The sequence below is a fragment of the Allomuricauda sp. M10 genome, from assembly GCF_020782875.1.
Taxonomy (GTDB): Bacteria; Bacteroidota; Bacteroidia; order Flavobacteriales; family Flavobacteriaceae; genus Flagellimonas.
The window spans coordinates 273,808-300,260 of record NZ_JAJGBN010000002.1 but is presented as its reverse complement, the minus strand read 5'-3'; the positions used below and the strand labels follow the sequence as shown (position 1 = coordinate 300,260).

Below are 26,453 nucleotides of genomic sequence, written 5' to 3'. Positions count from 1 at the left end.
GTTTTAGTGGTGGAATAAAACATTTTTACGAAAAAAGACTTTGATGCCATTTTGAGCAAAGCGAAAAATCTCTAGAATTGAATGAAGCAATACTAGATTCTTCATTACATTCAGGATGACATTTTTGTAAAGTTCAGGTTGAAGATAATCTCATTGGTTAGTGTTGGATTTCTTTCACAGCACCATTAAATTACAACCGCGAATATCGGAGCTATCGAATCTTCCCAAAACCTCAAAGGAACCATCGGGATAGGTCTTTCCTAAATCTTGGGTAGCGATAAAGGAGCAGGAATACAGATTGGCCAAATCTATAATATTAATGCCGCCTGTTTTTCCCTCAGTTTGAAGGCTCAAAGGATCTTCGGTATCGCGGGTAATGATCTTCATCCAAGGAGGGGTTTCAAAAATCCCATTTCCTTTGGAATAGGCCTGGGACAACAATTCGGTCATGCCATATTCCGAATGAATAGTAGGTACACCGAAGGCATTTTTAAGGATTCCGTGAAGTTCTTCCCTGATCAACTCTTTTCTTCGACCCTTCATACCGCCAGTTTCCATGATGATGGTATTCTGGAGTTTCATTGGAAATTGTTCGGCCAAATCCAATAGTGCAAACGAGACCCCGATCAATAGCGTTTTGGTTCCGTTTTGTTCCAAAACCATCATTTTTTGTTGAAGTGATGCCAGATCGTACAGGTAAAATCCACTGTCAGGATGTTGGGATCGTTTCACCAAATCGTTGGCCATATATACCAATGATGATCCTTGGCGTTCCAAATAAGCGGGAAGCAATGCTAGGATGCAATAATCTTCTACAGGTCCATAAAAGGAAGAAAAACCCTTTAAAAAACTTTGCTCGTACAATGATAAGTCGTGAACAAAATGTTTGCTGGTAGCACTTTGGGTGGTGCCACTACTTTCAAAAATAGCCTGAGGTTTATCGGTCGAGGAAACAACGTTGTGCGACTTGAAAAATTCGATAGGCAAAAAAGGAATGTCACTCAGTTTTTGTAAGTGGGAAGGGGATTTGCCCAAGTGGTCACAAAAACCCTGGTAGACCGAATTGTTCCGATATTGATAGTTGAATTGTTGCAATGCCATGTCCTCAAATTCATGGGAATTGGCAATGGAAAAGATTCGGTCTGTGTTTATAGGATGCATGAATGGGTAAAATTACCCAAAAAAAAAGCCCCTTGGTAAAAGGAGCTCAAAAGATCTTGCTTATTTCACGACCAGCTTTCGGGTCATGGTTTTTTTATCTTCCGTTACTTGGAGCACGTACACGCCAGGAACAAGTCGGGAAATGTCCAAGGTATTGGTATTGATCCTATCCGTTAACACAACCTCCCCGAAAACATCATAGATTTTAATGTCCTTGGAGCCATTGGATTCGGTGGTGATGTACACTTCATCCCCATAAGCCGGATTGGGGTACATCTTAAAACCCTTGAGCTCTTGAATGGGCTCGGTGTTTATGCTGACCAATTCCTGACCGTAAGTAAGTATGGGTAAAGCCATAAGTATAATAAAGTAGAGTTTCTTCATGTATGCAGATTTGGGGTAATGCGCAACGTAAATGTAGATAAACAGCTATAGAACACCCATTATTTGTTGTGAAACGGGCCAGTGTGTTGGGAAACTCGTAAAAAATGTGGTTTGTTGAAGGGGAAATTCGGGCTATTTGATGATTAACTTTCTGGTAGCCACTTTGTTGTTCTCAAAAACACGAAGGATATACACTCCTTTGTCCAGGTTGGAAAGGTTGAGTTCCTTACCCAAAATGGTGGTTTCCAAAACTTGGGTGCCAAGCACGTCAAAGACCAATACTTTTTTTGGGGAATTCAAGGAAGTCTCAATGTAGACCTTACCTTGGGTTACAGGATTTGGATAGAGCTTGAACCCGTCAATATCGGCACTGCCCTTGGCATTTTCCTGAGAAAATCCGAGAGCACACACAAAAAAGAAAATGACGAGGTAAAAGTGCTTCATACGTTAATGGTTGCAAACGCTGTGCCACAAATATAAAAAAATTGTAACGCGATCGTGGAACCAATTGATGAATAAGGGGTTACTTTTCGACGAAATGCAAAAAAGAAGCCCCCGAGAGATCGGGGGCTCCATATTTTCATTTGGATTTTGGGCTTAGTTGATACCTACGGTCCAACCAGCAGTCCAGGTAGCATAATCAGTACCAGTTCCGTTTCCGATTCCGGTTACCAAATCACCTTCAGCTACACCACCGTCAATCTCGGTATTTGCGCCTACATTGGTAAAAGTAACATCGGTAAAGGTTAGGGTGTCATCAGTAATGTTCTGTGATGTTGGAGTACCCGCATCATCATCATCCACAGAGATACCAGTAGCTTTGCCAATAATAACAATGTTGGTAAATGTACCTTGAGTTCCTGCACGTAGCAAGAAACCTCTTGTGCTATCAGCAGTACTTTCACTAACTATCGTAACATTGCTTACGGTTGGATTAGAGAAAGTTCCAGTGGCATTGGTGTAATCAGTGTTGAATCCATCACATTCGAAAGCTTCGTCACCGATTCCATCACCTTGAATTACATATGCATCTGTTACGGAACCGGAGAAACCTTCAGTCCAATCGATAGAATCATCAGCAGCATTAACGACTACAACATAACGTACGTCAACGGTTCCCCCGAAAAATTCCACACCATCATCATCACCTTCAACGGCTTGAATGTATTCTACGATGGTTCCATTACCAACACCATAGAAGGAGAATCCATTATTTTCAGACTGACCATCTGCGGCACCTCCTGAATACTCAACTCTAACATATCTCAAAATTCCTGAGTCATCGTCTGATTGGTTTCCACCATAAGGAAGGTTGCCAATCTCTGAAGTAGAAGTGGCGGTGCCGGTTACAGAGTTAATAGGAGCTCTTCCCAAAAGGATTAATCCACCCCAGTCACCAGCAGATGGATTGCTTGCAGCAGAAGTGAATACGATTGGATTGGCAGCAGTACCATCGGCAATGATCTGAGCACCTTGAGCGATTGCCAAATAGACACTTGTTCCAGCAGCTTGTGCTTTAATAGTTGTTCCAGCAGGAATGGTAAGGGTGGTTCCACTAGCCATAATTGTGGCACCGGTTAGGATATAATCCTTACCTGACTCCAAGGTTAGGTCTTCAGTGTAAATGCCACTAATCCTTACTTCTGTTTCTTCAGTAGAGCCACCAGTTGTGGTGGTGTTGTTCGTAACACTGTTATCGTTGATAACAATATCTGCGGTATCGTCGGCTTCACAAGCAATGAACAAAGCGGCGGCTATACCTAAAAATAAAAACTTGTTTTTCATCTGTTTAAGTTTAAAAAAGGAATTAAAATTTATATTTAAGGGTTAGCCCAATGTTAACCCCAAGGTTATACTGTCTTATAATGATGTCCCCATTGCCTGTATTTTCCCTAGTCAAGGTTACATCTGGATTCAAAAGGTTTCTGGCACTCAAATTGGCCTCAAAATGTTCTCCTATTGCATTTTGCCAAACAAAATTCAGTGTAGGAACTCCGTTTTCAACGATGTTGCCCAATGATCCTGCACCAAGGGCATAAATACGATCAGAGAAATAGGAGAACACTACTGTTGCTTTTGGTTTATAATTGCCAAAAACGGGGCTGTAGTTCAAATCGGCATTGATAATGAAAGGAGAGGCTCCTTCCAATTCGTCAGAGTCTCTGTCGAAAGAAGTTCCAAAAGTGTTTTCATCACCAGCTTGAATGGATTTTAAATCTTGATGGGTATACGTATAAGCTGCATTCATACCCACAGAAATTGTGGCATTGTCATCAGCATCAGTAACCAGGTTCTTCCTCAATTCAAGCTCTACCCCGTAAGCTTCAGCTTGATCCCCGGTTCTGAAAAAACGTTGGGTTCCAGTAGCGTCCGCGGCAATTACTTTGTTGACAGGGTCTTGAATCAATTTTCCGAAAGCAGCCAATGAAATGATTTCACCTCTTTCCAAGAACCATTCATACTTCATATCAAAGTTGTAGATGTCCGAATAGTTTACCCCAGTTCCATCTTTTCCTCCAAAAAGATCAGGATTACCACCAACTCGTTGTGTGACACCTTCATAAACAAATGGGGCAACTTCTTTGAATTCAGGGAAAGAAACAGTATTACTGAAACTAGCCCGAAGGTTGGAATTTTCAGTAAGTGCATATTTCAAGTTAAGACTGGGAAGGAACAAGTTTTCATAGGCATTTCTAAACCCTGGGTCGCTAGGAGGAAGATTGATTACATCGTAAACTATTTTTTGGTTTACAGATTCAGCTCTCAAACCAGGTACAATGTTCAACTTTTCCCCAACCTTGAAATCAACAGAAACATACCCGGCATGGATACCTAGGTTTCCTTTATAGGTATTATCGGGTAACCCTGGTCTGTTGATGGAACCAATATCATTGGTTATAGGATTGAGGTTCCTTATTTCGTACAACGCATTTTCATTTCCAACCAAACTGCTATTCTCAATTGTAAAGAAGGAGTTTAAATCATTAACATCCTCGATTTCTGTAGTTCTATCAAAAATTCGGTAGCCGTATCTAATACTAGTGAACCTACGTTCCTTTCTTCTTCCATTATATCCAAAGTTCATGGTAATGTTGTCTGAAAGTTTGTATGATAAGTCCATATAACTGTTCAATTCATCATCCTCTATACTTTGGAAAAAACGCTGATTTTCAAAAGCCGTATTGGTAAAGAATACTGGATTGGTATTGGGGTCATCATCCAAACTGAATTGGTAGTTCTCCATGGTAAACCTTTTTCTATCTGGTTCATCGGAGAAAACTTTATTAAATCCAACACCCCAATCAAAGGATATTTTCTCGTCGAAAATGTGCTGACCAGTCAATTGGTTCACGAAGATCATATCTTGATTGAACTGGACATTCTGAACAAAGAATCCGTTGTCAGAGGTAATACCATCCCTGTTGTACCCATCACCATCAACACCATAGTAACCCACCGCATCAGTGGAATTGTTCACAAACAAAGAGCTGTACTTTATCTTGTGCTCACTATTGATTTTGTAAGCCACATTACCAAGCATGGTAGTGGTGGTCTTATATGCATATTCACGAACCGTTGGAAAATCAAATTTCAAAACGTTGGTGAAATCCCTAGCAGGACCTTCCCTCAATTCATAGGAATTGCCAAAGCTTGCAGCTCCAAAAAAGCTTAAACGAGATTTTTCATTGTTGAAGTTGAAAGAATATCCACCCTCAATAGCACCAGAAAAATTAATTGGGTCCAAAGCGGATTCTGGGTCTACATCATGCTGCAAAATGATAGCAAAGGGATCATGACTGTACCTATTATAAAAGCCAAAATCGCTGGTTCCCTCGCTTTTCACAAAGTCCTCGCCAGCAGCATTGGTGTTGATCCCACCACCAACAGCAACTTCCAAATATCCATCACCGGTATATTCTTTAGAGTCGATGTTCACGTTACCCGCGGCAAAATCCCCATAAAAAGTTGGACTATACGCTTTGCTTACTGCAACGTTTTCAATGATCGAGGACCCAAAAAGATCCAAATTGATGTTCTTTTTGTTTACGTCGTTCGATGGTAACGAAAGACCGTTCATGGTTGTGTTCTGGTAACGGTCTCCCAAACCTCTTACATATACATTGCTAGATCCTTGTTGTTTGGAAATACCAGAAATTTGGGCAACTGCCGCAGCGGCATCATCAATACCTTTTAAGGTAAGGGCCTCGGCACTAATGGCCTCCTGCATTACAAGGGCATTCTTTTGTTGTAGCAATAGGGCCACTTCAGAATCTTTACGGGCCGTTGTGGTCACTACTACTTCGTCCAATCCTACACTACTGGCACCCAAGCCGGTGTTTATTTCGGTAACTTTTCCTGCTTCCACCACTACATTGGGGACTTCCAAAGTCTCATATCCCAAAAAGCTAAATACTAGGGTATAGGATCCTGGTGCTACATCTGGAATCTCAAAAAGACCATCGAAGTCGGACGTGGTTCCTACTGTAGTTCCTTTGATCAGAACGTTGGCGAAAGGAAGTGGTTCGTTGTTTAGTTCCTTGTCCGTCAATTTACCTACAATGCTTCCATTCTGCTGAGCAGAAGCAATCAAGGTGAAGAAGGAAAAGGCCACTATCAAATACGTTTTCATACGCGGTTGTATCTCATTTAGATTTCGGGGCAAAGAAACGGTCATGCTGTAAAAGCGATGTTAGCCACATGTTAAGTGTTCTTTCGAGAAACGTTACAATAAGGTTATCAGATTAAATGAACGTTAAGCATTTATGCCGTTAGTGTATTATCTTTACATTTGACGGATTAACATTGAAATACCATCCCATGAAAACCAAGGACATTAAGATCTTACTTGTTGACGATGAACCTGATATCCTGGAAATTGTAGGTTACAATCTTTCCGCTGAAGGCTATGAGGTCTTCACGGCCAAAAATGGCGCCGAAGGAGTTTCCAAGGCGAAAAAGAAACAGCCACATCTCATCATCATGGATGTGATGATGCCCGAAATGGACGGTATTGAAGCGTGTGAAATGATCCGGAACACGCCCGGTCTTGAAAATACGATCATCGCTTTTTTAACCGCGCGCGGGGAAGATTACTCCCAAGTGGCCGGTTTTGATGCCGGGGCCGATGACTATATCACCAAACCCATAAAGCCAAAAGTTTTGGTAAGTAAGGTAAAAGCCTTGCTTCGAAGGTTGAAGGAGGAGAAAAAGGAAGTCGATGAAATTGTAAAAGTCGGCGAAATTGTAATCAATAGGGAAGAGTACAAAATCGTGAACAACGGTGAAGAAATTGTGCTTCCCCGAAAAGAATTTGAACTTTTGGCCCTTCTTACCTCCAAGCCGAACAAAGTTTTCAAACGAGAAGTGATCCTGGACAAAGTCTGGGGCAACGAGGTGGTCGTAGGGGGCCGTACCATTGATGTGCATATTCGAAAACTACGCGAAAAAATCGGGGACGATCATTTCAAGACCGTGAAAGGTGTGGGGTATAAGTTTGTTCTCTAATGGCCATTAAACTAAGGAAATCATACAAGTTTGCCCTTAGGTCATCCCTATTCATCACCGTTTTAACCACCCTGCTTTTTGTGTTGTTCCACATGGACCTTGGCCATATGGATTGGGCATACACGTCTCTCTTTGCACTGATCAGTTTTATTATCTCTTTTACGGTGATCCAAGTACGTGTAGAACGTTTTATTTATAGAAGGATCAAAAAGATCTATGACGATGTTACCCTTTTGGAATCCTCTTCTTTTTCGTCCAAACCGGTGACCACCGACATGAAAACCCTTACGGAGGAAATCGAAAAATTTGCCGAAGGCAAGAAAATAGAGATCGATACTTTAAAAATCAGGGAAGAGTACCGAAAGGAATTTTTGGGAAACGTTTCCCACGAACTGAAGACTCCCTTGTTTACCGTACAAGGGTACATCCTTACCCTTTTGGATGGCGCCATGCGCGACAAAAAGCTCCGCGAAAAATACTTGGAAAGAGCCAATAAGGGTGTGGAGCGCTTGATTTACATCGTAAAGGACCTTGATTTGATTACCAAGTTTGAAGCAGGGGAACTTAAGGTGGAGCGAGAAGATTTTGATGTTATAGAGTTGATACAAAACACCTTTGATCTGTTGGAAATGAAGGCCGCTAAAAAGCATATTGCCCTCACTTTTGATATGGAATATCCCAATCCCATTTTCGTGAGTGCAGATAGGGAAAAAATACAACAAGTGATCAGTAACCTTTTGGTGAACTCTATTAAGTATGGCCATGCCAACGGAACCACCGAGGTGAGTGTGGAAAATTTGATCAAGAACAAAGTGATCGTTAGGGTAACCGATAACGGCGTGGGTATTCCCAAACAGCACATCCCTCGACTTTTTGAACGCTTTTATCGTGTGGACCAAAGCGGAAGTAGAACAGAGGGCGGCTCAGGATTGGGCCTATCCATTGTAAAGCACATCATTGAGGCCCATGGTGAAAAAATTTATGTGGAAAGTGAGGTCGGGGTGGGGTCCGAGTTTTCGTTCACCTTGGAAAAGACCGTGAACAAACCCGCATAATCCATCGGGGATTCAAATTGGGTAAGTCCTTCAAAATCTTCCATTCTTGATAGTTGTTCCAAGGCAAAATCATCCTGTTCGCAATACGGAACCAATTGCTGTTTTTCCAAGCGTTTAGCCAGATATTCCTGTTCGTACTGCCCAGGTGTGGGGATAAAAAAGGCCTTTTTCTCCAATTTGGCCAAGTCCATGACCGTGGTATACCCTGATCGGCACAGTACTTTTTCACTTTGGTTGATGGATGTTTCCAGTTCCGCCGATTTCATATAATTGTAAAGGGTGATGGAACCTTTTCCCGTTTTTATTTCTTCCGTGGTTTGTTCCCCTTCAATCTTACCTTTCACAAAAAGGATGTTCCCTTCAAACCCTTGTAATTCCTTCAACAGCTTTTCCTCCAAAAACGTCCGTTGGGGCTCCGGTCCAGATAAAAGCACCATCAAATTGTATTGTTTTGGGAGTTCCTTTTTTTCAAATCGACTCAAAGGACCTAAGTAGGCAATCTTCAATTTGGATTTTTTCAAATGGCCCAATTTACCAGTGAGGTTAGGTTTTCCTTCAACATCGGGAACCCAGCAGGCATTAAATTTTTTGATCACCTTTTGATGCACTTTGGAGCTCATCCAAGTGGTATTGCCCGACAATACATTTAATTGGTGGGTGATGAACACACAAGGCACCTTTTTGTAAAACACTCCCAATCTATTGTCCGAAATGATGCCATCCAACTTGTGCTCTTTCACCAAACGTTTCACCTCTTTTTTCTCCTTGGATATGGCTTTCAGTACTTTTGGTGAATCCCAGATCATCTTGATCTTAAAATTCCTCGCCTTTTCGGCATAAGTGATTTTATAGGAAGAAAGTTCAAAGGAAGGAACATTCGGAAATTCCTTTTGCAAAAGGGACAGCGCCACCCCATCCGAAGCGATGAAAGGTTGATGGCCATGATCGATCAATGCCTGAATTATGGGGATGCACCTTGTGGCGTGTCCCAATCCCCAATTCAATGGGGCCACCAAGATTCGTTTGGAATTTTGCATAACTGCAAAAAAACAAAATGCCAATTGGTTATAGATTTCCTTAGTTTTGCGAAATCATTAAATTTTTGCACAAGAAAATTCGAAAGTGGGAAGTAAAAACAAACTAAAACGGTTCAAAGAAAACGAAACCTTTTCCAATGTGGTCCAGCCTACAAGGGACGATGTGATGGAAGGCTTCCAGTATAAGGGAAATTGGGCCTCGTTTTTTGGCAATGACCATCCCATTGTGCTCGAATTGGGTTGTGGCAAAGGAGAATACACGGTGGGGCTTGCCAAAAGAAATCCTGATAAAAACTATATAGGCGTAGACATTAAGGGAGCCCGATTTTGGAGAGGTGCCAAAATTGCTGTGGAAGAAAATTTGAAGAACGTAGGTTTTTTACGTTCCCAAATTGAGTTGGTAGATTACCTTTTTGGTCCTGGTGAAGTGTCCGAAATTTGGATCACCTTTCCTGATCCGCAGATCAAGTACAAACGCACCAAACATAGGATGACCAATCCTGATTTTCTGAAAAAATACAAGCAAATCCTTAAACAGGATGGTGTGGTCAACCTGAAGACGGACAGTGAGTTCATGCATGGGTATACCCTTGGTCTGCTTCAAGGTTTGGGCCATGAGATCATTTACTCCAATCATGATGTGTACAAGAACGAAGGTGCTCCTTCGGAGGTTTTGGAGATTCAGACTTTCTATGAAAATCAGTATCTTGAAAAAGGAAAACCAATTACCTTCATCCAATTTAGGATTCACTGACCACTGACCCATGACCCATATCCTCATCCTTTTTTTTGCCACGTTTTCGGCTGCCTTTATGGCAACGGTGCCGCCAGGTCTGCTCAATATGAATGCAGCCAAGATCAGTGTGGAAAAAGGAAAGTTGAACGGGGTCATTTTTAGCCTTGGGGTCTCCTCCATGATCATGATCCAGGCCTATGTGGCGGTTTTCATCTCTAAATTTTTATACCGGAATCCAGATGTCATCGATATCCTTCTAAAAATTGCCATCGCCATTTTTGCCTTTTTCGCAATCTATTTTTTCATAGTCGCCAAACAGAATAAGGAGAAAAAGCTCAAAAAAGTGAACTTGAGCAAGAAGAACAGCTTTTTTAAAGGGGTTTTATTGGCGGCCCTCAATCTATTGACCATTCCTTATTACAGTGGTCTCAACGCCATGTGGAACGAGGCCGGCTGGATCAAGTTCGAGGCGCAGGACATAACCACCTTTGTGGTCGCCGCTGGCACAGGTACCTTTGCCGTACTCTATCTTTATACTTTCTATTTTGATAAGCTGGAAACCAAGACCAATCGGTTTTCGAAAAACTCAAATTATATTCTGAGTGCCTTGATGCTTTTGTTGTTGATCATCACCCTGATGCGTATTCTGTACCGATAACATGGAAGAGACTAATTTTTTTGACAAGGTTTATCAAGTCGCAAGGGAGATTCCGTATGGTCGGGTTACTTCTTATGGAGCCATTGCCAAATATTTAGGCGCAGCCCGAAGTGCTAGGATGGTAGGTTGGGCCATGAACAATTCTTCAGCGAAAGATGTGCCAGCTCATAGGGTGGTAAATCGCACCGGGGTATTGACTGGAAAACATCATTTTGATGGCACCAATCTGATGCAACAACTACTGGAAAATGAAGGTGTCAAAGTCAAGGACAATCAAATTGTCGACTTTCAAAAACACTTTTGGGACCCTGCCAAGGAACTTTGATCAATATCCAGGCGGATGCAATTCATCAAACTCGGATTGATCTTGAAATGCCTTTGCCAATAACAAAATACTCGCCTCATCATACAATTTGCCCACAAACGTCATGCTGGTCGGATGGGTTTTCTTATCCAAACCTGTGGGAATGGCAATTACCGGATGACCGGTTAAATTGGTGGCCATCAATTGGTCGTTACCGAACGAAGGGGAGATCAGCACGTCATAATCCTTCATCAGATCCTGCATTTTTTGCATGAGCACTTGGCGTTGTCGGTTTGCCTGAAGGTATTCCACCGCAGGAATAAATCGACTTTGACGCAAGGAAGCGGCCCTAGATCGTTGGTCTTGTTCTACCATCAGATCTACCTCGCCAGAACGAACCAAATCATCAAAAAAGGCACCTGCCTCAGCTCTTAAGATAATGTCGAATCCTCGGTAGGGAACATTTTCTGGAAGTTCCACCTCGGTCATTTCAATGCCCATATCCGTTAAGATTTTGAGGGCATTCCGCAAATTGTCACCCGTATCGGTGGTATCCTTTTCAATGTCCTTTTTCAGATAGGCTACTTTGAGGGATTTCACATCTTTGTTCCAATCCACACCAAAAGCCAAATTTTTGGTGGTCAGATCATTCTTGTCCTCCCCTTGAATTACCGAAAACACGATGGCACAATCCTCGGCATTTCTGGCCAAAGGCCCAACCTTATCCATGGACCAGCTTAAACTCATTACTCCATGACGACTCACCCTTCCGTAGGTAGGGCGCAATCCGGTAACCCCGTTCCGGGTACTTGGTGAGGTAATGGAACCTAAGGTTTCCGTTCCCAAGGCAAAAGGAACCAAACCAGCGGAAGTTGCCGATCCCGATCCAGCGGAAGAACCAGTTGCCCCTTGTTTAAGATCCCAAGGGTTTTTGGTCTTGCCACCGAACCAAACGTCGCCACGGGCCAAAGAACCCGAAACCAGTTTCGCCACCAGAACCGCTCCGGCATCTTCCAATTTTTGGATTACGGTAGCCGTTTGATCAATTACCTGATCCTTGTAAGGTGCGGCGCCCCAAGTGGTTGTGTAACCGGGTACGGCCATCAAATCCTTGGTGCCATAGGGAATGCCGTGCAAAATGCCCCTGTATTTTCCTTGTGAGATTTCTTCATCGGCACGTTTGGCCTGTGCCAAAGCAAGGCTATCGGTAATGCTGATGCTACACAAAAGGGTAGGTTGATGTTTCTTCAACCGATCAAGAAAAAATTGGGTCAACGCAGTTGAGGTTATCTTTTGATTCCTGATCAAAGAGGCCAATTGCGGGATGGTAAAAAAGGCCAAATCGTCAAAATTTTCTGGCATCTCCACATGATCCGGAATGTTCCAATCGGTGCCATCCAACTGCTCAGGCATGGTAAAACCATAGGGAATGGGATCGAACCTAACCGCAGGGAACACATCATTTTCCAATGGGTATTTTCTAAGGGAATCAAATCCAGAACGGTTCCTTTCCAAATAGGTGTATATGGTGTCGATATCCTTTTTGGAGAAATCGATGCCGATCAATTTTTCGGAACTTTTTACATCTTTTTTGGTAAAACTATGCTTGCTTGATGAACAGGATAGCCAAAACAGGGAAACAAAGAGTAAAAAGAGATGGGGGAGTTTGGTATTGCGCAACATGTTGGTGGTTGGTTAAATAAATTCCTAAACTACGGTTTTTTCAGAAAAAAGTCGACCAAAGCATTGTGTTAATTGTGGGTTCTCCCTAGCCAAAAAAGCTCTAATTTGTCCTTTTTCGAAATTCAACTTGCTCGTTATAAAATCTAATTGCAACGCCGTATCTTTGTAGTTTAGAATCAGTTCAGACGACTGATGGAAAAAACAGGATACATGAAGTTGAAAAAAGTAGACATCTTAAAGGCTTTGGAGAAAATTTCTGCTCCGGGTGAAGGGCAGAACCTTGTTGAAAGCGGTGCCGTGACCAACGTGCAGGTTTTTGGTGATGAAGTTGAGGTAGATGTGACCATAAAAAATCCAAGTCTTCAGGCCAAAAAAAAGACCGAAGTGGAAATATTGAAGATCATCCACAGTGAAGTGTATGAAAAGGCCAAGATAAAGGTCAACCTAAAGGTTGATGCCCCGGCAAAACCAAAGGTGAACCAAATCAAGGGTAATCCTATACCGGGAATTCAGAACATTGTAGCGGTGGCCTCAGGTAAGGGAGGTGTAGGAAAATCTACGGTTACCGCCAATTTGGCGGTAACCTTGGCCAAAATGGGCTTTAAGGTAGGCTTGTTGGATACGGATATTTATGGTCCATCCATGCCCATTATGTTCGATGTGGCCACAGAAAAGCCGCTTTCCATCAATGTGAATGGTAAGGCCAAAATGAAACCCATTGAAAACTATGGGGTCAAATTATTGTCCATCGGATTTTTTACCCAACCCAACCAAGCGGTAATCTGGAGAGGGCCCATGGCGGCAAAAGCCTTGAACCAAATGATTTTTGATGCCCATTGGGGAGAATTGGACTTTCTGTTGTTGGATTTGCCTCCAGGTACCGGTGACATTCATTTGAGCATTATGCAATCCTTGCCCGTAACGGGAGCAGTAGTGGTGAGCACCCCACAGGAAATTGCCTTGGCCGATGCCAGAAAGGGAGTGGCCATGTTCCAACAGGAGGCCATCAATGTACCGGTTTTGGGTATTGTGGAAAATATGGCCTACTTTACTCCGGAAGAGCTGCCCAATAACAAATATCATATCTTTGGGGAAAACGGTGCCAAAAATTTGGCCGCCGATCTGGATGTTCCCTTTTTGGGAGAGATTCCATTGGTGCAAAGCATTCGGGAAGCAGGGGATGTGGGCAGACCCGCAGCCTTGCAAACGGCTACCCCAACAGAGGAAGCCTTTGAAGAACTTACAAAAAGCGTAGTGAGTGAAGTGGTCAGAAGAAATACCGACCTTCCGCCCACGGAAGCAATAAAGATTACAACAATGGCAGGTTGTGCCGCCGTTAAAAAGAAATGAGCATGACATCAGAAGAAATAAAGAGCAACGTTGAAAAAGCTTTGGAAGAGATTAGACCCTTCCTTCAAAGCGATGGTGGGGATATTACTTTGATATCCATCGACAATGATAGTTCCGTAAAAGTGAAACTGGAAGGAAACTGCATCGCATGTAGTGTCAACCAAATGACCTTGAAGAGCGGAGTGGAAATGACCATTAAAAAGTACGCTCCCCAAATTGAGGAGGTCATCAACGTTAGCTAGCTGACAAATATCATTATTACTTCTTTGGGTAAGCCGTAAGTTGCGCGCCAAAAATTTGTTTGTACATGATCAAAACCGATATTCTGATAATTGGAGCGGGACCTACGGGTCTCTTTGCTGTTTTTGAAGCAGGCCTTTTACAATTGAAATGCCATTTGATAGATGCCTTGCCACAACCCGGAGGGCAATGTTCCGAAATCTATCCAAAAAAACCCATTTACGATATTCCCGGTTATCCCGAAGTATTGGCCGGTGAGTTGGTGGATAACCTGATGGAACAGATCAAACCGTTCCAACCAGGGTTTACCTTGGGAGAACGTGCAGAGACCATTGATAAACTGGATGATGGCACTTTTGTGGTTACTACCAACAAAGGAACCAAACACCATGCCCCAGTAGTGGCCATAGCAGGTGGACTCGGGAGTTTTGAGCCCCGAAAACCTATTTTGGACAATCTGGCCAAGTATGAGGACAATGGTGTGGCCTATATGATCAAGGAACCGGAAATGTATCGTGGGAAAAAAGTCTTGATTGCGGGTGGAGGAGATTCTGCCCTCGATTGGTCCATCTTCTTGGCCGATATAGCAGATGAGGTGACCTTGGTACACCGTAGAAATGAATTTAGGGGTGCGTTGGATTCTGTTGAGAAGGTACAGCACCTAAAAAATCAAGGTAAGATCAACCTGATGACACCTTCTGAAGTAGTGGGTCTTCATGGAGAAAAAACACTTGAAAAGGTCACGGTGCAAAATGTGGATACTTTGGAAGAAACCGAGGTTGCTGTGGATCATTTTATTCCCTTGTTCGGACTTTCCCCAAAATTGGGACCTATTGCTGATTGGGGATTGGAAATCGAGAAAAACGCCATCAAAGTGGATAATTCCTATGATTATCAGACGAACATCCCCGGTATTTATGCTATCGGTGATGTGAACACGTACCGAGGTAAACTCAAATTGATTTTGTGTGGATTCCATGAAGCAACCCTGATGTGTCAAAGTGCCTATCAACGTATTTATCCAGATAAAAAATATGTGATGAAGTATACCACGGTTGGTGGGGTAACAGGTTTTGATGGCAGTAAAAAGGAAGCTCCGAAAGCCGTTGTCAAATCTATCGACTAGTAATTAGGGATTAGTAGTTGGTAAATAGATATGGCGGTTCAAAGATTTGAGGATTTGATTGTATGGCAAAAAGCTCAAGAATTGGCCATCACGGTTTACCAATCGTTTGGTAATTGTAATGATTTTGGATTTGGGGACCAGATAAGAAGAGCTTCAGTTTCAGTTTCAACAATATTGCAGAAGGGTTCGAAAGAAGCTCAAATGCAGAATTTTCCAAATTTTTGTTTTATTCCTTGGGTTCGAATAGTGAAGTCAGATCAATGGTTTATCTTTCCATCAAATTAGATTTGCTGTCCAAGATCAATGCTGAGCAAATTATTGAATTGACCAATGAAGTCTCAAAATTGCTTTATGGACTCATTAAATCGATAAAACCAATTCCAAACTCCTAACTACTCTTTATAATTAGGTATGAGCGATATTAAACTAAAGATTATTGACAGGGAAGGTGTGCTACACGAGGTGGATGCCCCAACAGATATGAACATGAACCTTATGGAAGTGGTGCGCTCCTACGAGTTGGCCCCAGAAGGAACCATCGGTATTTGTGGTGGAATGGCCATGTGTGCTTCCTGTCAATGTTACGTGCTTTCCAATCATCAACTTCCCGAAAAATCCGATGATGAGGAAGCCATGTTGTCCGAAGCCTTTTTTGTGAAGAACAATAGCCGTTTAGGATGCCAGATCCACATGACCGACGATTTGGACGGTCTGGAAGTGGAATTGGCCCCAGCCGAAGATTAGATCAAAATACCCTTTCATACATTTTCAATAGCAGACGATTAAACTTTCCCCTATCTTAGGATCATGGGAAAGGCGTTGGTTTTCTGCTATTTGGTACTACAATCCTTTTTGGGGCTTTCCCAAGAAAAATATCCGCAATTCACCCAAATTGTTACCGACAACGCTGGGATTTTCACTTCGGAAGAAATAGAAAGCCTACGGACCAAGCTCACCGATTTTGAAACAGAAACCACCAATCAGTTGGTGATTTTGACCATTACGGAGTTGGGAGGAGAAACTATTGAGGAATACGCCAACGGGACCTTCAATCAAAACAGGTTGGGACAAGCAGGCAAGGATAATGGTATTCTCATCCTCTTTTCCAAAATTGACCGAGAGGTCCGAATTGAAGTGGGTTATGGTTTGGAACCTTACATTACGGATGCGGTGGCGTCTCGTATCATCCGCAATACCATGATTCCTAAATTCAAGGAGGAAGATTACTTCGGGGGCCTTGATGACGCTTCTGATCAAATTATCGAACTCTTGAAAAATCCTGAGGCATTGGCCGAGTTCAACAAGGAAATGGAGGCGGAGAACCAACTCCCTTGGTGGGGATATGCCTTGATCTTTGTATTCCTTTCCTTTTTTATGGTTCCGGGTGGTTTTATTTTTTACAAGGGCTATTCTGGATTAATTGAAATGTTCAGAGGAATCCTAATTGGAAAACTCGGACTTTTTCCTGGTGTCTTCATGATTTTTGCCGGACTCATGCAAGTTGTTTTTGGGTTGATTTTTATCGTAGTGCCCTTGTTCTTTTTGGCAACTATCTTAGGTGTCAACTTTAGCGAGGAAATGTTGTTTGACCACATGGGATGGCTCATTTATGGAATAATCGGATTTTTCCTTCTCATCATTCTGTTGGCCATTTTGAAGATACGGATCAAGGGCAAGGAAGACTTCAAGCTATCTTGGTTCAAGTCCGATAAAACCTATATGAGCAAGACCTTTTCGTCATCCGGGACCCATTCCTTTGGTTCCAGTTCCGGCGGAAGTTCTAGCAGTTTTTCTGGTGGTGGTGGAAGTTCTGGCGGAGGTGGCTCTAGCGGTAGTTGGTAAATGAAACGGAAAACCCTTATTTTCACAGGAGAAAACAATACCAACCCCCAAGATGAAATCAGTTACGCTTCTCGCAGTTCTTTTTTTAAGCTTTTCGTGTACCCAAAAACCTCAGACGGAAATTGAGGAATGGGAGGCTAAGGCCAAGGGCATTACCATCATCAGGGATGATTTCGGAGTGCCCCACATTTATGGAAAAACGGATGCGGACGCAGTTTTTGGACTCTTGTATGCGCAGTGTGAGGATGATTTTAACCGGGTGGAGCAAAATTACATCTGGGCCACGGGCCGATTGGCGGAAGTAGAAGGAGAGGAAGCTCTTTATAGTGATCTTCGGGCCAAGTTGTTCATGACGGAGGACGAAGCCAAGGCCAATTATGAAAAAAGTCCTGAATGGTTGAAGCAACTTTGTGATGCCTTTGCAGATGGAATCAATTACTACCTCTATACCCATCCCGAGGTGAAACCGAAATTACTCACCCGCTTTGAACCTTGGATGCCCATGTATTTCAGTGAAGGGTCCATTGGTGGCGATATCGAGCGCATTTCCACCCAAAAAATCCAGACGTTTTACGAAAGTGGCATGGAAATTCCTGAAATGGAATTGCTCCAACAGAAGAAAAAGGAGGAAATGGCTGAGCCTAAAGGGTCAAATGGGATCGCCATTTCTGGGGATTTGACCCAATCCGGTAATGCCATGTTGCTCATCAACCCACATACATCATTTTATTTTCGGGGGGAAGTGCATGTGGTCAGCGAGGAAGGATTGAACGCCTATGGCGCTGTCACCTGGGGACAGTTTTTTGTGTATCAGGGATTCAACGAAAAAACAGGTTGGATGCATACGTCGACCTATACCGATGTGATGGATGAATTCAAGGAAACTTTGGTCAAAAATGATGGAAAACTGTTCTATCAGTATGGAGAAGAGTTGCGCCCCGTGGATTCCACAAGCGTTACCTTGAAATACAAGGTCGACGAGGAACTCAAAGAGAAAACCTTCCCCATGTACCGCACCCATCACGGGCCCATCACGCATGTAGTGGATGGCCAATGGACGGCCTCTGCCATGATGTGGGAACCCGTAAAAGCCTTGGAACAATCCTACATCCGAACCAAACAGGATGGGTATGCCGGGTTTAGAAAAATGATGGATATCCGCACCAATTCCTCCAACAATACCGTGTATGCCGATGCCGAAGGGAACATTGCTTATTTCCATGGAAATTTTATTCCGAAGCGGGATACCATTTTTGATTATGACCAACCCGTGAATGGCAGTAATCCCAAAACCGATTGGCAAGGATTGCATACCGTAGATGAAAATATTTTAGTGTTGAATCCCAAAAACGGGTGGATCCAGAATTGCAACTCGACACCTTATACATCGGCATTGGAATACAGCCCGAAAAAGGAAGATTATCCCAATTACATGTCCAGAGATCAAGAAAATTTCAGAGGGATACACGCCATTGAATTGCTGACAGGGCGAAGTGGTTATACCTTGGACAGTTTGATACAATTGGCACATGACCCGTATTTGCCTGCCTTCAATATGTTGCTGCCTGGTTTGGTGAAAGCCTACGATGCCCATCCCACACCAGAATTGAAGGAGCCCATTGAAGCTCTGAGACAGTGGGATTTTACAACCTCTAAGGAATCGGTGGCGATGACCTTGGCCCATTACTACGGTACACTCTGCTTTTCAAAAGCCGAAAGGCCTGAAGGCATGTATTCCATGCAATGGGTAGAATATTGGGGAAGTGATTGGCCCGATGACCAAAAGTTGAGCTTGTTCAAGGAAGCGGTGGACAAATTGAATTCCGATTTCGGAACTTGGAAAATGCCTTGGGGTGAAGTGAATCGCTACCAAAGGTTGAACGGAGATATCCGTCAAGCTTTTGACGATGCCAAACCAAGCATACCTGTTGGTTTTGCCAGCGGTACCTGGGGAGCTTTGGCTGCATACGGTGCCAGATACGACAACAACACCAAAAAAATCTACGGTACACGGGGCAACAGTTTTGTGGCCGTGGTAGAGTTTGGGGATAAGGTAAAGGCCAAGACCATGTTGGCAGGCGGTCAGAGTGGTGATCCCGATTCGCCCCATTTTGATGATCAGGCCCAGCGTTATGTGGATATTCAATGGAAGGATGCCGCCTATTATAAGGAAGATGTGCTCAAACGGGCCGAAGCCACCTATCACCCAGGTGAAAAACAATAAAAACCAAATTACCTACCATGTATAAAAAATCGATATTCCTACTTTCTGCACTAATCACTTTAACCATTTCGTGTAAAAAGAAAGCCGAAGAGCAACCAAACAATCCCAACTTGACGATAGTGGATGAAAACGATCCTCAAATTTCCATTTCAGAAAATGGGGCCGTGGCGGCTGCCCATCCGTTGGCTACAGAAGCTGGTGTGGAGATGTTGGAAAAAGGAGGCAATGCCATTGATGCTGCCGTAGCTGCAGCCTTTGTGCTAGCAGTGGTGGAGCCGAGCATGTCAGGCTTGGGAGGAAGGTTACAAGCCATTGTGATGACTTCCGAAGGAAAAATTTCAGGGGTGGATGCCACTACCCAAGCGGGCATCGATTATAATCCCGAAACCGCTCCCAAAGGTCAATATGGATACCCGGCCATTGGGGTGCCCGGTGTGGTAAAAGGTCTGACAAAATTGTTGTCGGATTACGGAACCTTGGATTTGGAAACCGTTATGCAGCCTGCCATAAAGCATGCAGAGGAAGGATTTGTGGTATTGCCTGGAGAAGCGTTGAGACAATCCATGGAAATAAAGAAGATCAAAGAATTCACAGGGACTTCCAAATACTTTATAAATGGCGATACTACCTATGTGGAAGGTAGCCGTTTGGTTCAAAAGGATTTGGCTAATACCCTTAAATTGATTGCCAAGGAAGGGGAAAAGGTATTTTATGAAGGTGCAATCGCGAAAAAAATAGTGGACGATGTGCAAAAGCATGGAGGCACCTTGAGCATGGCCGCAATGGCAGAGTATCAGGCTAGGGATGCCGATATGGTAGAAGGCTCGTACAGGGGATTTGGTCTTCATGGATTGTTCATTCCGTCTTATGGGGCCATTACCATTGAGATGTTGCAGATTCTTGAAAATTTCGATTTGGCAGATGTGCCCGAAACCACTTGGGCCGAGTTGGTGTACCAAGCTAATGTGAAAGCTTATGAAGATCGGTACAGTCAAGAAGATTTGGAGGCAGGGAAGAAATTAACATCAAAGGAATATGCAAAAACCTTGGCAGATGCCATGGTGCCCTTCCCAACCCAACAGGCTGCCATGAACTGGGATCGACCAGCTTCTTGGACCGAAAACGGCCATACCACCCATTTATCCGTGGCGGATGCCAATGGAAATGTGATTGCTTTGACGCAGTCCCTCGGTCCCATCATGGGGTCAAAAGTTGCTACGGAAGGACTTGGGTTTGTATACGCTGCCACATTGGGAGGTTATCTCGGTGATATGAAAGCTGGGGAAAGGGCAAGTTCGCATATCAGTCCGTTCATCATTACCAAAAAAGGGAAACCCTTTTTAGTGCTGGGAGCTGCTGGCGGAAGTAGGATCGTTACTGCAGTTGCTCAGGTAACCAGTAGGGTTTTAGATCAAAAGATGCCCTTGAACAAGGCCTTGGCCGCAGCCCGCGTACATACAGGAGATACCTTGATTTTGGCCGAAACCCATCCCGGTACGTGGACGTTGGATGATATCAAACAATTTAAGGAAGATGGTTTCATGGTAGAAGAAGTGGACCAACCAGGCAGATTTGGTAGGGTTCATGCAGTGATGATGGATACGCTCACAGGCAAATGGATAGGAGCTGCGGACCCCGATTGGGAAGGCACGGCAGAAAGTCCGACTACTTTAGGAAAAGTACAGTAATCAAATATTTGGGAGTAATTATTCTCCCTCTTTAATGATAATGAGACTGGCTTTAGAGCCGGTAGAAAGATTCCATCGGTTGTTGTGTATAACCTCACCTTTGTCATTGGTCACCACTACTTGGGCCGTATTAGGACCAGATGAACCTTGGTTCAAGGCTTCAAACTCAATGCGGTTGAAACCTTGCGTCAAATCAATGTTGATACCTTTGAAAGATCCGGTCAAAAGGAGGTTGTATTCCACCACTTCACCATTCAAATAGATTTTGATGCGGTCGCCATCCACATATTCGTGGTCGCGGCAAACAATGCCCACAAATTTGGCATCCGTTTTAAAATCCCCTAAATATTGATCGCCAAAATGTTCCTTGGAACCCTTTTTTTCTTTTTCACCCACTTTAGGGTCGATGTCCATGTCGTAACCGGCTTGCAATAGCTCTTTATCCGGTAACATTTTAACGCCCGGTTGGTTGTTCTTGGCTGCAAAGTTCTCATCGATTAAAGATGGCATCCGAAGGGAAGTACCTTGATTACTCGCCTTGATGTCCAGATTATTGCTCTTGCCGATTTCCAGTGGCTTTGTCGTGGGAATATCCGATTGGGCCTTCACAGTGGCGAGTCCCAAAATACATCCTATTAAGACAAAAACATACTTTTTCATGGCAAGATTGAGCTATTTATAAAGATAAAAGTAGCAAATACCTTGCCATGAAGATGATAAATTGTAGTTAAATCGTTAACCTGCAGTGGGTTTCTTACTTCCTTTTAATCCAAATAAAGGATGTAAAAATGGAATCCTTAAGATGATCAGGTCGTAGATCAACCAGCTGAGACCAAATGTGCCCACAACCATAATGAAGGCTTTTGGCAAAAATCCCCATTCCAGGTTCATCAGGTAATAGCCTATTCCCACTGTAATGGTCTGATGCAGAATATAGAAAGGATACACTGCGCGGTTTGCATAGGCAATGCCTTTACTGGGTCTGTTCAGGTATTGGGAGGCATAGGCGAAAAGGACCAAGATCCACGACCAAATATTCACCACTTTGAGCATGGCTTCGGTAAAATGGATCACATAGCCATCCTCAAAAAATAACCAGATGATCAATTGTCCCGTAAAGCCAATGATACCCAAGGCCAAGGCCTTGTTTTTTATTCTAGCCAATGTTTCCCAAAAAACATCTCCGGTGGCAATCAACACAAAACCATAGAAAAATAGGATAATACTAAAAATGAAGTTGAACCAATCATCTACCAAGGCATGGGTAATAGGAAAAAAAGGTTCCACCAAGGATTCCACAAAATACAAGGGAATTACAAACATGTAAATGCCCCAGCTCTTTCGGATCATTCTTTTGACCCAATCGATGAAACGGGTATTGTGTTTTCTTAAGTAGAAGAAAATAGGTGACAAGATCCATGAAAAAACAAGCAAATAGGGCAGGAACCATAAATGGTGCCAGCTGATGTTCCCTTCGGGATAGACGCCTTTGAAAGCAATGGTGGTAAAGTATTGATAGTAGGATCCACTGAACTCACCATCGGCCAACCGTTCAAAATAGATCTGTGGGGGAACGATCAATATCATTCCCACAATCAATGGAATGCCCAACCTGAGAAATCGTTCCAAAACGAATTTTCCCCAGGATCTTTTCCCGAGGGCATAGTACGTGCCCATTCCTGAAATTACAAATAGAATAGGAAGACGCCATTGGTTCAAGAACAGCATCGGCCAACGGAGCCAGTCGTAGATCACATTGTTCTTAACATGCCATCCCCATGGAACAAAAAACATACCCACATGGTAAAAAATGAGCAGGGCAAAGACGATTACACGAAGCCAGTCTAGGTCATATCGGCGAATTGGTTTTTCCATCATTGAAAAGTTTTTGCCAAAGTTGTAAAGAGCCATCGATAAACCGATATTTTTTGGAGAAGGATACGTCCTGAATTACAATTTTGGAGAAATTAGGACCTTTTCGGGGCCTTTCTTTCTTTTACATAGGCGGATGGAGATTGCCCGACATGTTTTTTAAAGGCATTGTAAAATGCTGATTTTGAATTAAATCCAACGGTTTGTCCGATAGCCTCCACGGTAAGATGAGAAAAATCATCATCCAATAACCGTTCTTTTGAAAGCAGGATCCTTTTTTGGTTGATGTAGTCGTTAAAATTCATTCCGGTGTTGGAATTGATCAATTTGGAAACCGTATTTGCATTCGCATCCAATTTTTCGGCTACATTTTTTAAAGAAACTTCTTGATCAGCGTAATACTGGGAGGAGTCCATAAAATCTTCAATGGATTCAAATTGGAGAGAATCGGTGGCCATGGTCTCATATTTGTCCGAAATCCAAGATTTTTCAAAGAAACGGGATTCAGAAAGTATAAAAAAGGAGGTAATAAAAGTGGTAAGCGTCTCCAAAACGCCCAAATAGTGATCGCCTCCATCATCGTCAAAATTGGAAAAGACTATGAACAGGGCCAACCCTAATATCAAAAAAACGATAATCGTATGGCGTGAAAATTTATATCGATCTACTTTAATATTTTTCGGGGAAACCAACCCCTTTTTACTGGCGTGGTACACCAATCGGGTGGTCAGAATAAAATAGAAGGTAAAGCTGACCAGTACCAACCATCGAAATCTATCCTTAATAAAATGATAGGAATAGTTCAAGTCTTCGTGCACGTCCACAAAGCCCAAATTGTGGTGGTAGGCACCTAAATAGGCGTTGAGTTTTACCGCTTCTGGACTTGTGTAATAATTGATCTGGGAAAAGAGGTATAACAATGGTAACAACAAATGGGGCCAGTGTTTTTTGAGGGTAAATGCTTGCCTTTCCAACAAGGTGAACAGAAAGAAATAAAGGCTTGGGGCAATCAAAAGCACCAAAAATTCGGTGGAATCATTTAAATGGATGACGTATTTCATCAATCCGGTATAGCAGAGATAAACATCCGCAAAAACAATACATTGGATTAAAATGACCCAACCGAAAAGGTGTATAGCGGAGGTTCGTTTGGCCCTTAAAAAAATGACCAAGGTCAAAAACAATCCTTGAACGATCCCAAGCAACATAATGTGTGATGCCCAATCATAGCGAATGGGAATTTGATCAATAATAACCTTTACATCATCCATACAAAGGGCTTAAGTTGTATCTTGGAGGCTAAGTGAAAATGAAATTACCAATCTTTTTTTAATCAACCGTTTACCCAAATGAAAAAGCGACAATTCTTGCAATATATGAGAACCGCTGCCATGGCCGCTCCCTTTTTTACTTTGCCAATGGAACCTGGTCAACCAAAGGTTGATATGCCATATCCATTAGATAAGGATAGCGATGAATTTTGGGAACGGATCCGTGCGGATTTTAGGTTGAAACCGGATTACATCAACCTGGAAAGTGGTTATTACAATATTATGCCCACGCCCATTCTTGAAAAATATGTGGAGCACATGAAAGAGGTGAACTACCAAGGATCTTACTACATGAGAACCGTTCAAGGGGAGAATAAAATGAAGGCTGCGGCACGGGTGGCACAGTTGGTGAACTGTTCTGAAAAAGAATTGGTCATCACCCGAAATACTACAGAGTCATTGGATTTGATCATTGGTGGTTATCCTTGGGAAAAAGGGGATGAGGCCATTTATGCCGTTCAGGATTATGGTGCCATGCAGGTCCATTTTGAGCAGATGGAAAAGCGTTACGGCATTGTTTGCAAAAAAGTCTCCCTTCCCAATCATCCAAAGTCCGATGAGGAAATTGTTTCCCTATACGAATCGCAGATAACCCCAAAGACCAAATTGTTGATGGTTTGCCACATGGTAAATGTCACCGGACATATCCTTCCCATCAGAAAAATATGCGACATGGCCCACTCTCATGGTGTTGAGGTGATGGTGGATGGTGCACATTGTGTGGGGCATATTAAAGTAGATCTGGTCGAATTGGATTGTGATTATTACGGTTCCAGTCTACATAAATGGCTTTGCGTTCCGTTGGGCGCTGGAATGCTGTATGTGGCTGAAAAACACATCCCAAAAATTTGGCCGCTTTTGGCGGAGCACGAAAACGATCTAACCAAAATCAGAAGGTTGAACCATACCGGTACCATTCCCGTACACACCGATTTGACCATCAACGATTCCGCGGATTACTTGAAAATGATAGGATTGGAACGCAAGGAAGAACGGATGCGTTACCTGCAACGATACTGGAGCGATCAATTACGGGAGGTGGAAAATGTGGTCATCAATACCCCAATCGAACCACACAGAAGTTGTGGGATAGCCAATGTGGGACTACAAAACATGAAACCAAGGGAAATGGCCAAAACCCTTTTGGATGAATTCAAGGTCTGGACCGTGGCCATCGATTTTGAAAATGTTCATGGTTGTAGGATTACCCCAAATGTTTTTACCACTACAGACGAACTGGATCAATTTGTGACCGCCATCAAAACCATGGCAAAGCGGGCTTAAGGATTGATATAGTCCACTAATTTTTCAGGGCCTTCCAATAAAACCCTAACGATTTGTAGTGTGCCATCCGGTTTCGTGGCAATATGCCATTTAATCAGGGAGATTTCCCCGTTTTCGATTTCGATTCCTGTTATGCTTCGTGGATGTACACAACTTCCGTCATTAAAGAGGGGAATCTCACCCGGTTCTGGAAATCGGGGTCTGTGGGTATGGCCGACAATGGTGGGCAGCAAGTTTTTACTCAAGATCCAACGCTTGGTCCGTTTTTCTATCCGTATAAGTTCTTTGTAGTTTTTGGCCGGACTGGTTGGATCCGCAATCCCAACAACCTGTAATGGTTTCCAAAGGATTCGAACCAAAAAACGTCCCATACGCCAACAAACATAATTCCACCAATCGGCTTGGTGGCCGTGGGTGCAAAAAATTTGTTGACCCGTTTCACTGTGCCTCAAGATTAAGGCTTCATGATAGGTTATCCCTTTAAAAAGGGTCTTGTCCGATCTATCAATGGGTTCAAAATAGTGTGAAAGGTGTTTTTTTACATAATCCTCGTCCTTGTACACCATGTCATGGTTGCCCCAAAGCATGTACAATCGCTTTTCCAGGTGAAATTGCCGGAGCAATTGATATACGTTTTTATGGGCTTCAAAAATGGAATCAAAACTGATGTTTTCCCAGAGCTCATCACCATCGCCCAGCTCAAAATAATGAAAACCTTCCCGGTAGTAATGGTTCAGGGCATGGAAGTAAATGTTCCGGTTATTCGCAAAATCATCGGCAAAACTATTGTCCCCCCTATGGCAATCACTAAAAAAGATAAGCTTGGAGCTGTCATCAAAAGGGATGGTCTCGGCATTGGCATAGGCACGGTCAAATCGGGTGGCAGAGGACATGAGTTTTATTTGCTAAATATCCGTAATAATGGCAATTTATCCATAAAGATATCTATTACATAGTATGCATTTCTACTTTT

Annotated in this window: 24 protein-coding genes and 1 pseudogene; 14 read left to right on the top strand and 11 right to left on the bottom strand. The window is 43.0% G+C overall.

The features are described 5' to 3' along the window. Positions 1-174: 174 nt before the first annotated feature. The 5 genes from LKX84_RS06430 to LKX84_RS06410 all read right to left on the bottom strand — a co-directional run bounded on the left by LKX84_RS06430 (position 175) and on the right by LKX84_RS06410 (position 6,175). On the bottom strand, positions 175-1,161 hold the full coding sequence (locus LKX84_RS06430) for an acyl transferase (RefSeq protein WP_228236313.1): 987 nt from the start codon (positions 1,159-1,161) through the stop codon (positions 175-177). Between the two features lie 60 nt (positions 1,162-1,221). Beyond that, complete coding sequence (locus tag LKX84_RS06425) at positions 1,222-1,545, bottom strand: T9SS type A sorting domain-containing protein (protein WP_228236312.1); 324 nt, start codon at positions 1,543-1,545, stop codon at positions 1,222-1,224. Between the two features lie 132 nt (positions 1,546-1,677). Next, positions 1,678-1,989, bottom strand: coding sequence for a T9SS type A sorting domain-containing protein (locus LKX84_RS06420; protein ID WP_228236311.1), 312 nt, complete (start codon positions 1,987-1,989; stop codon positions 1,678-1,680). 153 nt (positions 1,990-2,142) lie between these two features. After that, positions 2,143-3,330: a multidrug transporter gene (locus LKX84_RS06415; protein ID WP_228236310.1), complete on the bottom strand. Its 1,188-nt coding sequence runs from the start codon at positions 3,328-3,330 to the stop codon at positions 2,143-2,145. Between the two features lie 22 nt (positions 3,331-3,352). Then, positions 3,353-6,175, bottom strand: coding sequence for a TonB-dependent receptor (locus LKX84_RS06410; RefSeq protein WP_228236309.1), 2,823 nt, complete (start codon positions 6,173-6,175; stop codon positions 3,353-3,355). Between the two features lie 188 nt (positions 6,176-6,363). On the opposite strand from LKX84_RS06410, the gene LKX84_RS06405 reads away from it, so the two are divergent. Next, positions 6,364-7,050, top strand: coding sequence for a response regulator transcription factor (locus LKX84_RS06405; protein ID WP_163631598.1), 687 nt, complete (start codon positions 6,364-6,366; stop codon positions 7,048-7,050). Beyond that, positions 7,050-8,105: a sensor histidine kinase gene (locus tag LKX84_RS06400; protein ID WP_228236308.1), complete on the top strand. Its 1,056-nt coding sequence runs from the start codon at positions 7,050-7,052 to the stop codon at positions 8,103-8,105. The genes LKX84_RS06405 and LKX84_RS06400 overlap by 1 nt, the downstream gene beginning before the upstream one ends. Here LKX84_RS06400 and LKX84_RS06395 read toward each other — a convergent pair. Further along, positions 8,030-9,142 (bottom strand): glycosyltransferase, encoded by a 1,113-nt coding sequence (locus LKX84_RS06395; RefSeq protein ID WP_228236307.1) that lies wholly within the window; start codon positions 9,140-9,142, stop codon positions 8,030-8,032. The two genes, LKX84_RS06400 and LKX84_RS06395, sit on opposite strands and share 76 nt — an antisense overlap. 85 nt (positions 9,143-9,227) lie before the next feature. On the opposite strand from LKX84_RS06395, the gene trmB reads away from it, so the two are divergent. The 3 genes from trmB to LKX84_RS06380 are packed head-to-tail and all read left to right on the top strand — an operon-like array spanning position 9,228 to position 10,861. Further along, a complete protein-coding gene (gene trmB / locus LKX84_RS06390) occupies positions 9,228-9,896 on the top strand; it encodes a tRNA (guanosine(46)-N7)-methyltransferase TrmB (protein WP_228236306.1) in 669 nt (222 codons plus the stop codon). A gap of 10 nt (positions 9,897-9,906) precedes the next feature. Next, the gene (locus LKX84_RS06385) at positions 9,907-10,536 is read left to right on the top strand and encodes a LysE family transporter (protein WP_228236305.1); all 630 of its coding nucleotides are present in this window, start codon (positions 9,907-9,909) and stop codon (positions 10,534-10,536) included. 1 nt (position 10,537) lies between these two features. After that, complete coding sequence (locus LKX84_RS06380) at positions 10,538-10,861, top strand: MGMT family protein (RefSeq protein WP_228236304.1); 324 nt, start codon at positions 10,538-10,540, stop codon at positions 10,859-10,861. On the opposite strand, the gene LKX84_RS06375 is transcribed toward LKX84_RS06380, so the two are convergent. Further along, positions 10,862-12,523: an amidase gene (locus tag LKX84_RS06375; RefSeq protein ID WP_228236303.1), complete on the bottom strand. Its 1,662-nt coding sequence runs from the start codon at positions 12,521-12,523 to the stop codon at positions 10,862-10,864. A gap of 210 nt (positions 12,524-12,733) precedes the next feature. Between LKX84_RS06375 and LKX84_RS06370 the strand changes: the two genes are divergently transcribed. The 8 genes and pseudogenes from LKX84_RS06370 to LKX84_RS06340 all read left to right on the top strand — a co-directional run bounded on the left by LKX84_RS06370 (position 12,734) and on the right by LKX84_RS06340 (position 20,993). Beyond that, entirely contained in the window at positions 12,734-13,873 is a 1,140-nt protein-coding gene (locus LKX84_RS06370) for an Mrp/NBP35 family ATP-binding protein (RefSeq protein WP_228236302.1), read from the top strand. Between the two features lie 2 nt (positions 13,874-13,875). Beyond that, entirely contained in the window at positions 13,876-14,115 is a 240-nt protein-coding gene (locus tag LKX84_RS06365) for a NifU family protein (RefSeq protein ID WP_228236301.1), read from the top strand. Positions 14,116-14,180: 65 nt separating this feature from the next. After that, complete coding sequence (locus LKX84_RS06360) at positions 14,181-15,239, top strand: NAD(P)/FAD-dependent oxidoreductase (RefSeq protein WP_228236300.1); 1,059 nt, start codon at positions 14,181-14,183, stop codon at positions 15,237-15,239. Between the two features lie 30 nt (positions 15,240-15,269). Further along, positions 15,270-15,631 (top strand): annotated as a pseudogene (locus LKX84_RS18020) (four helix bundle protein). Positions 15,632-15,650: 19 nt separating this feature from the next. After that, the gene (locus LKX84_RS06355; protein WP_228236299.1) at positions 15,651-15,983 is read left to right on the top strand and encodes a 2Fe-2S iron-sulfur cluster-binding protein; all 333 of its coding nucleotides are present in this window, start codon (positions 15,651-15,653) and stop codon (positions 15,981-15,983) included. Between the two features lie 63 nt (positions 15,984-16,046). Beyond that, a complete protein-coding gene (locus tag LKX84_RS06350) occupies positions 16,047-17,081 on the top strand; it encodes a TPM domain-containing protein (protein ID WP_228236298.1) in 1,035 nt (344 codons plus the stop codon). A 52-nt stretch (positions 17,082-17,133) separates the two neighbouring features. Next, on the top strand, positions 17,134-19,305 hold the full coding sequence (locus tag LKX84_RS06345; RefSeq protein WP_228236297.1) for an acylase: 2,172 nt from the start codon (positions 17,134-17,136) through the stop codon (positions 19,303-19,305). Between the two features lie 17 nt (positions 19,306-19,322). Then, positions 19,323-20,993: a gamma-glutamyltransferase family protein gene (locus LKX84_RS06340; protein WP_228236296.1), complete on the top strand. Its 1,671-nt coding sequence runs from the start codon at positions 19,323-19,325 to the stop codon at positions 20,991-20,993. Between the two features lie 18 nt (positions 20,994-21,011). On the opposite strand, the gene LKX84_RS06335 is transcribed toward LKX84_RS06340, so the two are convergent. The 3 genes from LKX84_RS06335 to LKX84_RS06325 all read right to left on the bottom strand — a co-directional run bounded on the left by LKX84_RS06335 (position 21,012) and on the right by LKX84_RS06325 (position 24,136). After that, the gene (locus LKX84_RS06335) at positions 21,012-21,653 is read right to left on the bottom strand and encodes a hypothetical protein (RefSeq protein WP_228236295.1); all 642 of its coding nucleotides are present in this window, start codon (positions 21,651-21,653) and stop codon (positions 21,012-21,014) included. Positions 21,654-21,728: 75 nt separating this feature from the next. Next, the gene (locus LKX84_RS06330; RefSeq protein WP_228236294.1) at positions 21,729-22,871 is read right to left on the bottom strand and encodes an acyltransferase family protein; all 1,143 of its coding nucleotides are present in this window, start codon (positions 22,869-22,871) and stop codon (positions 21,729-21,731) included. Positions 22,872-22,960: 89 nt separating this feature from the next. Beyond that, positions 22,961-24,136, bottom strand: coding sequence for a helix-turn-helix domain-containing protein (locus LKX84_RS06325; protein ID WP_228236293.1), 1,176 nt, complete (start codon positions 24,134-24,136; stop codon positions 22,961-22,963). 78 nt (positions 24,137-24,214) lie between these two features. On the opposite strand from LKX84_RS06325, the gene LKX84_RS06320 reads away from it, so the two are divergent. Beyond that, a complete protein-coding gene (locus LKX84_RS06320) occupies positions 24,215-25,480 on the top strand; it encodes an aminotransferase class V-fold PLP-dependent enzyme (RefSeq protein ID WP_228236292.1) in 1,266 nt (421 codons plus the stop codon). Here the strand turns inward: LKX84_RS06320 and LKX84_RS06315 are convergent. Continuing rightward, entirely contained in the window at positions 25,477-26,373 is an 897-nt protein-coding gene (locus tag LKX84_RS06315) for a metallophosphoesterase (protein WP_228236291.1), read from the bottom strand. The two genes, LKX84_RS06320 and LKX84_RS06315, sit on opposite strands and share 4 nt — an antisense overlap. Positions 26,374-26,453: the final 80 nt, after the last annotated feature.

Bases quoted from the DNA above. Each gene is read 5' to 3' on its own strand.
- LKX84_RS06385 (WP_228236305.1), top strand. From the start codon at position 9,907: ATGACCCATATCCTCATCCTTTTTTTTGCCACGTTTTCGGCTGCCTTT.
- LKX84_RS06380 (WP_228236304.1), top strand. From the start codon at position 10,538: ATGGAAGAGACTAATTTTTTTGACAAGGTTTATCAAGTCGCAAGGGAG.
- LKX84_RS06415 (WP_228236310.1), bottom strand. From the start codon at position 3,330: ATGAAAAACAAGTTTTTATTTTTAGGTATAGCCGCCGCTTTGTTCATT.
- LKX84_RS06360 (WP_228236300.1), top strand. From the start codon at position 14,181: ATGATCAAAACCGATATTCTGATAATTGGAGCGGGACCTACGGGTCTC.
- LKX84_RS06425 (WP_228236312.1), bottom strand. From the start codon at position 1,545: ATGAAGAAACTCTACTTTATTATACTTATGGCTTTACCCATACTTACT.
- LKX84_RS06320 (WP_228236292.1), top strand. From the start codon at position 24,215: ATGAAAAAGCGACAATTCTTGCAATATATGAGAACCGCTGCCATGGCC.
- LKX84_RS06410 (WP_228236309.1), bottom strand. From the start codon at position 6,175: ATGAAAACGTATTTGATAGTGGCCTTTTCCTTCTTCACCTTGATTGCT.
- LKX84_RS06420 (WP_228236311.1), bottom strand. From the start codon at position 1,989: ATGAAGCACTTTTACCTCGTCATTTTCTTTTTTGTGTGTGCTCTCGGA.
- LKX84_RS06345 (WP_228236297.1), top strand. From the start codon at position 17,134: ATGAAATCAGTTACGCTTCTCGCAGTTCTTTTTTTAAGCTTTTCGTGT.
- LKX84_RS06375 (WP_228236303.1), bottom strand. From the start codon at position 12,523: ATGTTGCGCAATACCAAACTCCCCCATCTCTTTTTACTCTTTGTTTCC.
- LKX84_RS06355 (WP_228236299.1), top strand. From the start codon at position 15,651: ATGAGCGATATTAAACTAAAGATTATTGACAGGGAAGGTGTGCTACAC.
- LKX84_RS06405 (WP_163631598.1), top strand. From the start codon at position 6,364: ATGAAAACCAAGGACATTAAGATCTTACTTGTTGACGATGAACCTGAT.
- LKX84_RS06400 (WP_228236308.1), top strand. From the start codon at position 7,050: ATGGCCATTAAACTAAGGAAATCATACAAGTTTGCCCTTAGGTCATCC.
- LKX84_RS06340 (WP_228236296.1), top strand. From the start codon at position 19,323: ATGTATAAAAAATCGATATTCCTACTTTCTGCACTAATCACTTTAACC.
- LKX84_RS06370 (WP_228236302.1), top strand. From the start codon at position 12,734: ATGAAGTTGAAAAAAGTAGACATCTTAAAGGCTTTGGAGAAAATTTCT.
- LKX84_RS06395 (WP_228236307.1), bottom strand. From the start codon at position 9,142: ATGCAAAATTCCAAACGAATCTTGGTGGCCCCATTGAATTGGGGATTG.
- LKX84_RS06350 (WP_228236298.1), top strand. From the start codon at position 16,047: ATGGGAAAGGCGTTGGTTTTCTGCTATTTGGTACTACAATCCTTTTTG.
- LKX84_RS06315 (WP_228236291.1), bottom strand. From the start codon at position 26,373: ATGTCCTCTGCCACCCGATTTGACCGTGCCTATGCCAATGCCGAGACC.
- LKX84_RS06330 (WP_228236294.1), bottom strand. From the start codon at position 22,871: ATGATGGAAAAACCAATTCGCCGATATGACCTAGACTGGCTTCGTGTA.
- LKX84_RS06325 (WP_228236293.1), bottom strand. From the start codon at position 24,136: ATGGATGATGTAAAGGTTATTATTGATCAAATTCCCATTCGCTATGAT.
- LKX84_RS06430 (WP_228236313.1), bottom strand. From the start codon at position 1,161: ATGCATCCTATAAACACAGACCGAATCTTTTCCATTGCCAATTCCCAT.
- LKX84_RS06335 (WP_228236295.1), bottom strand. From the start codon at position 21,653: ATGAAAAAGTATGTTTTTGTCTTAATAGGATGTATTTTGGGACTCGCC.
- LKX84_RS06365 (WP_228236301.1), top strand. From the start codon at position 13,876: ATGACATCAGAAGAAATAAAGAGCAACGTTGAAAAAGCTTTGGAAGAG.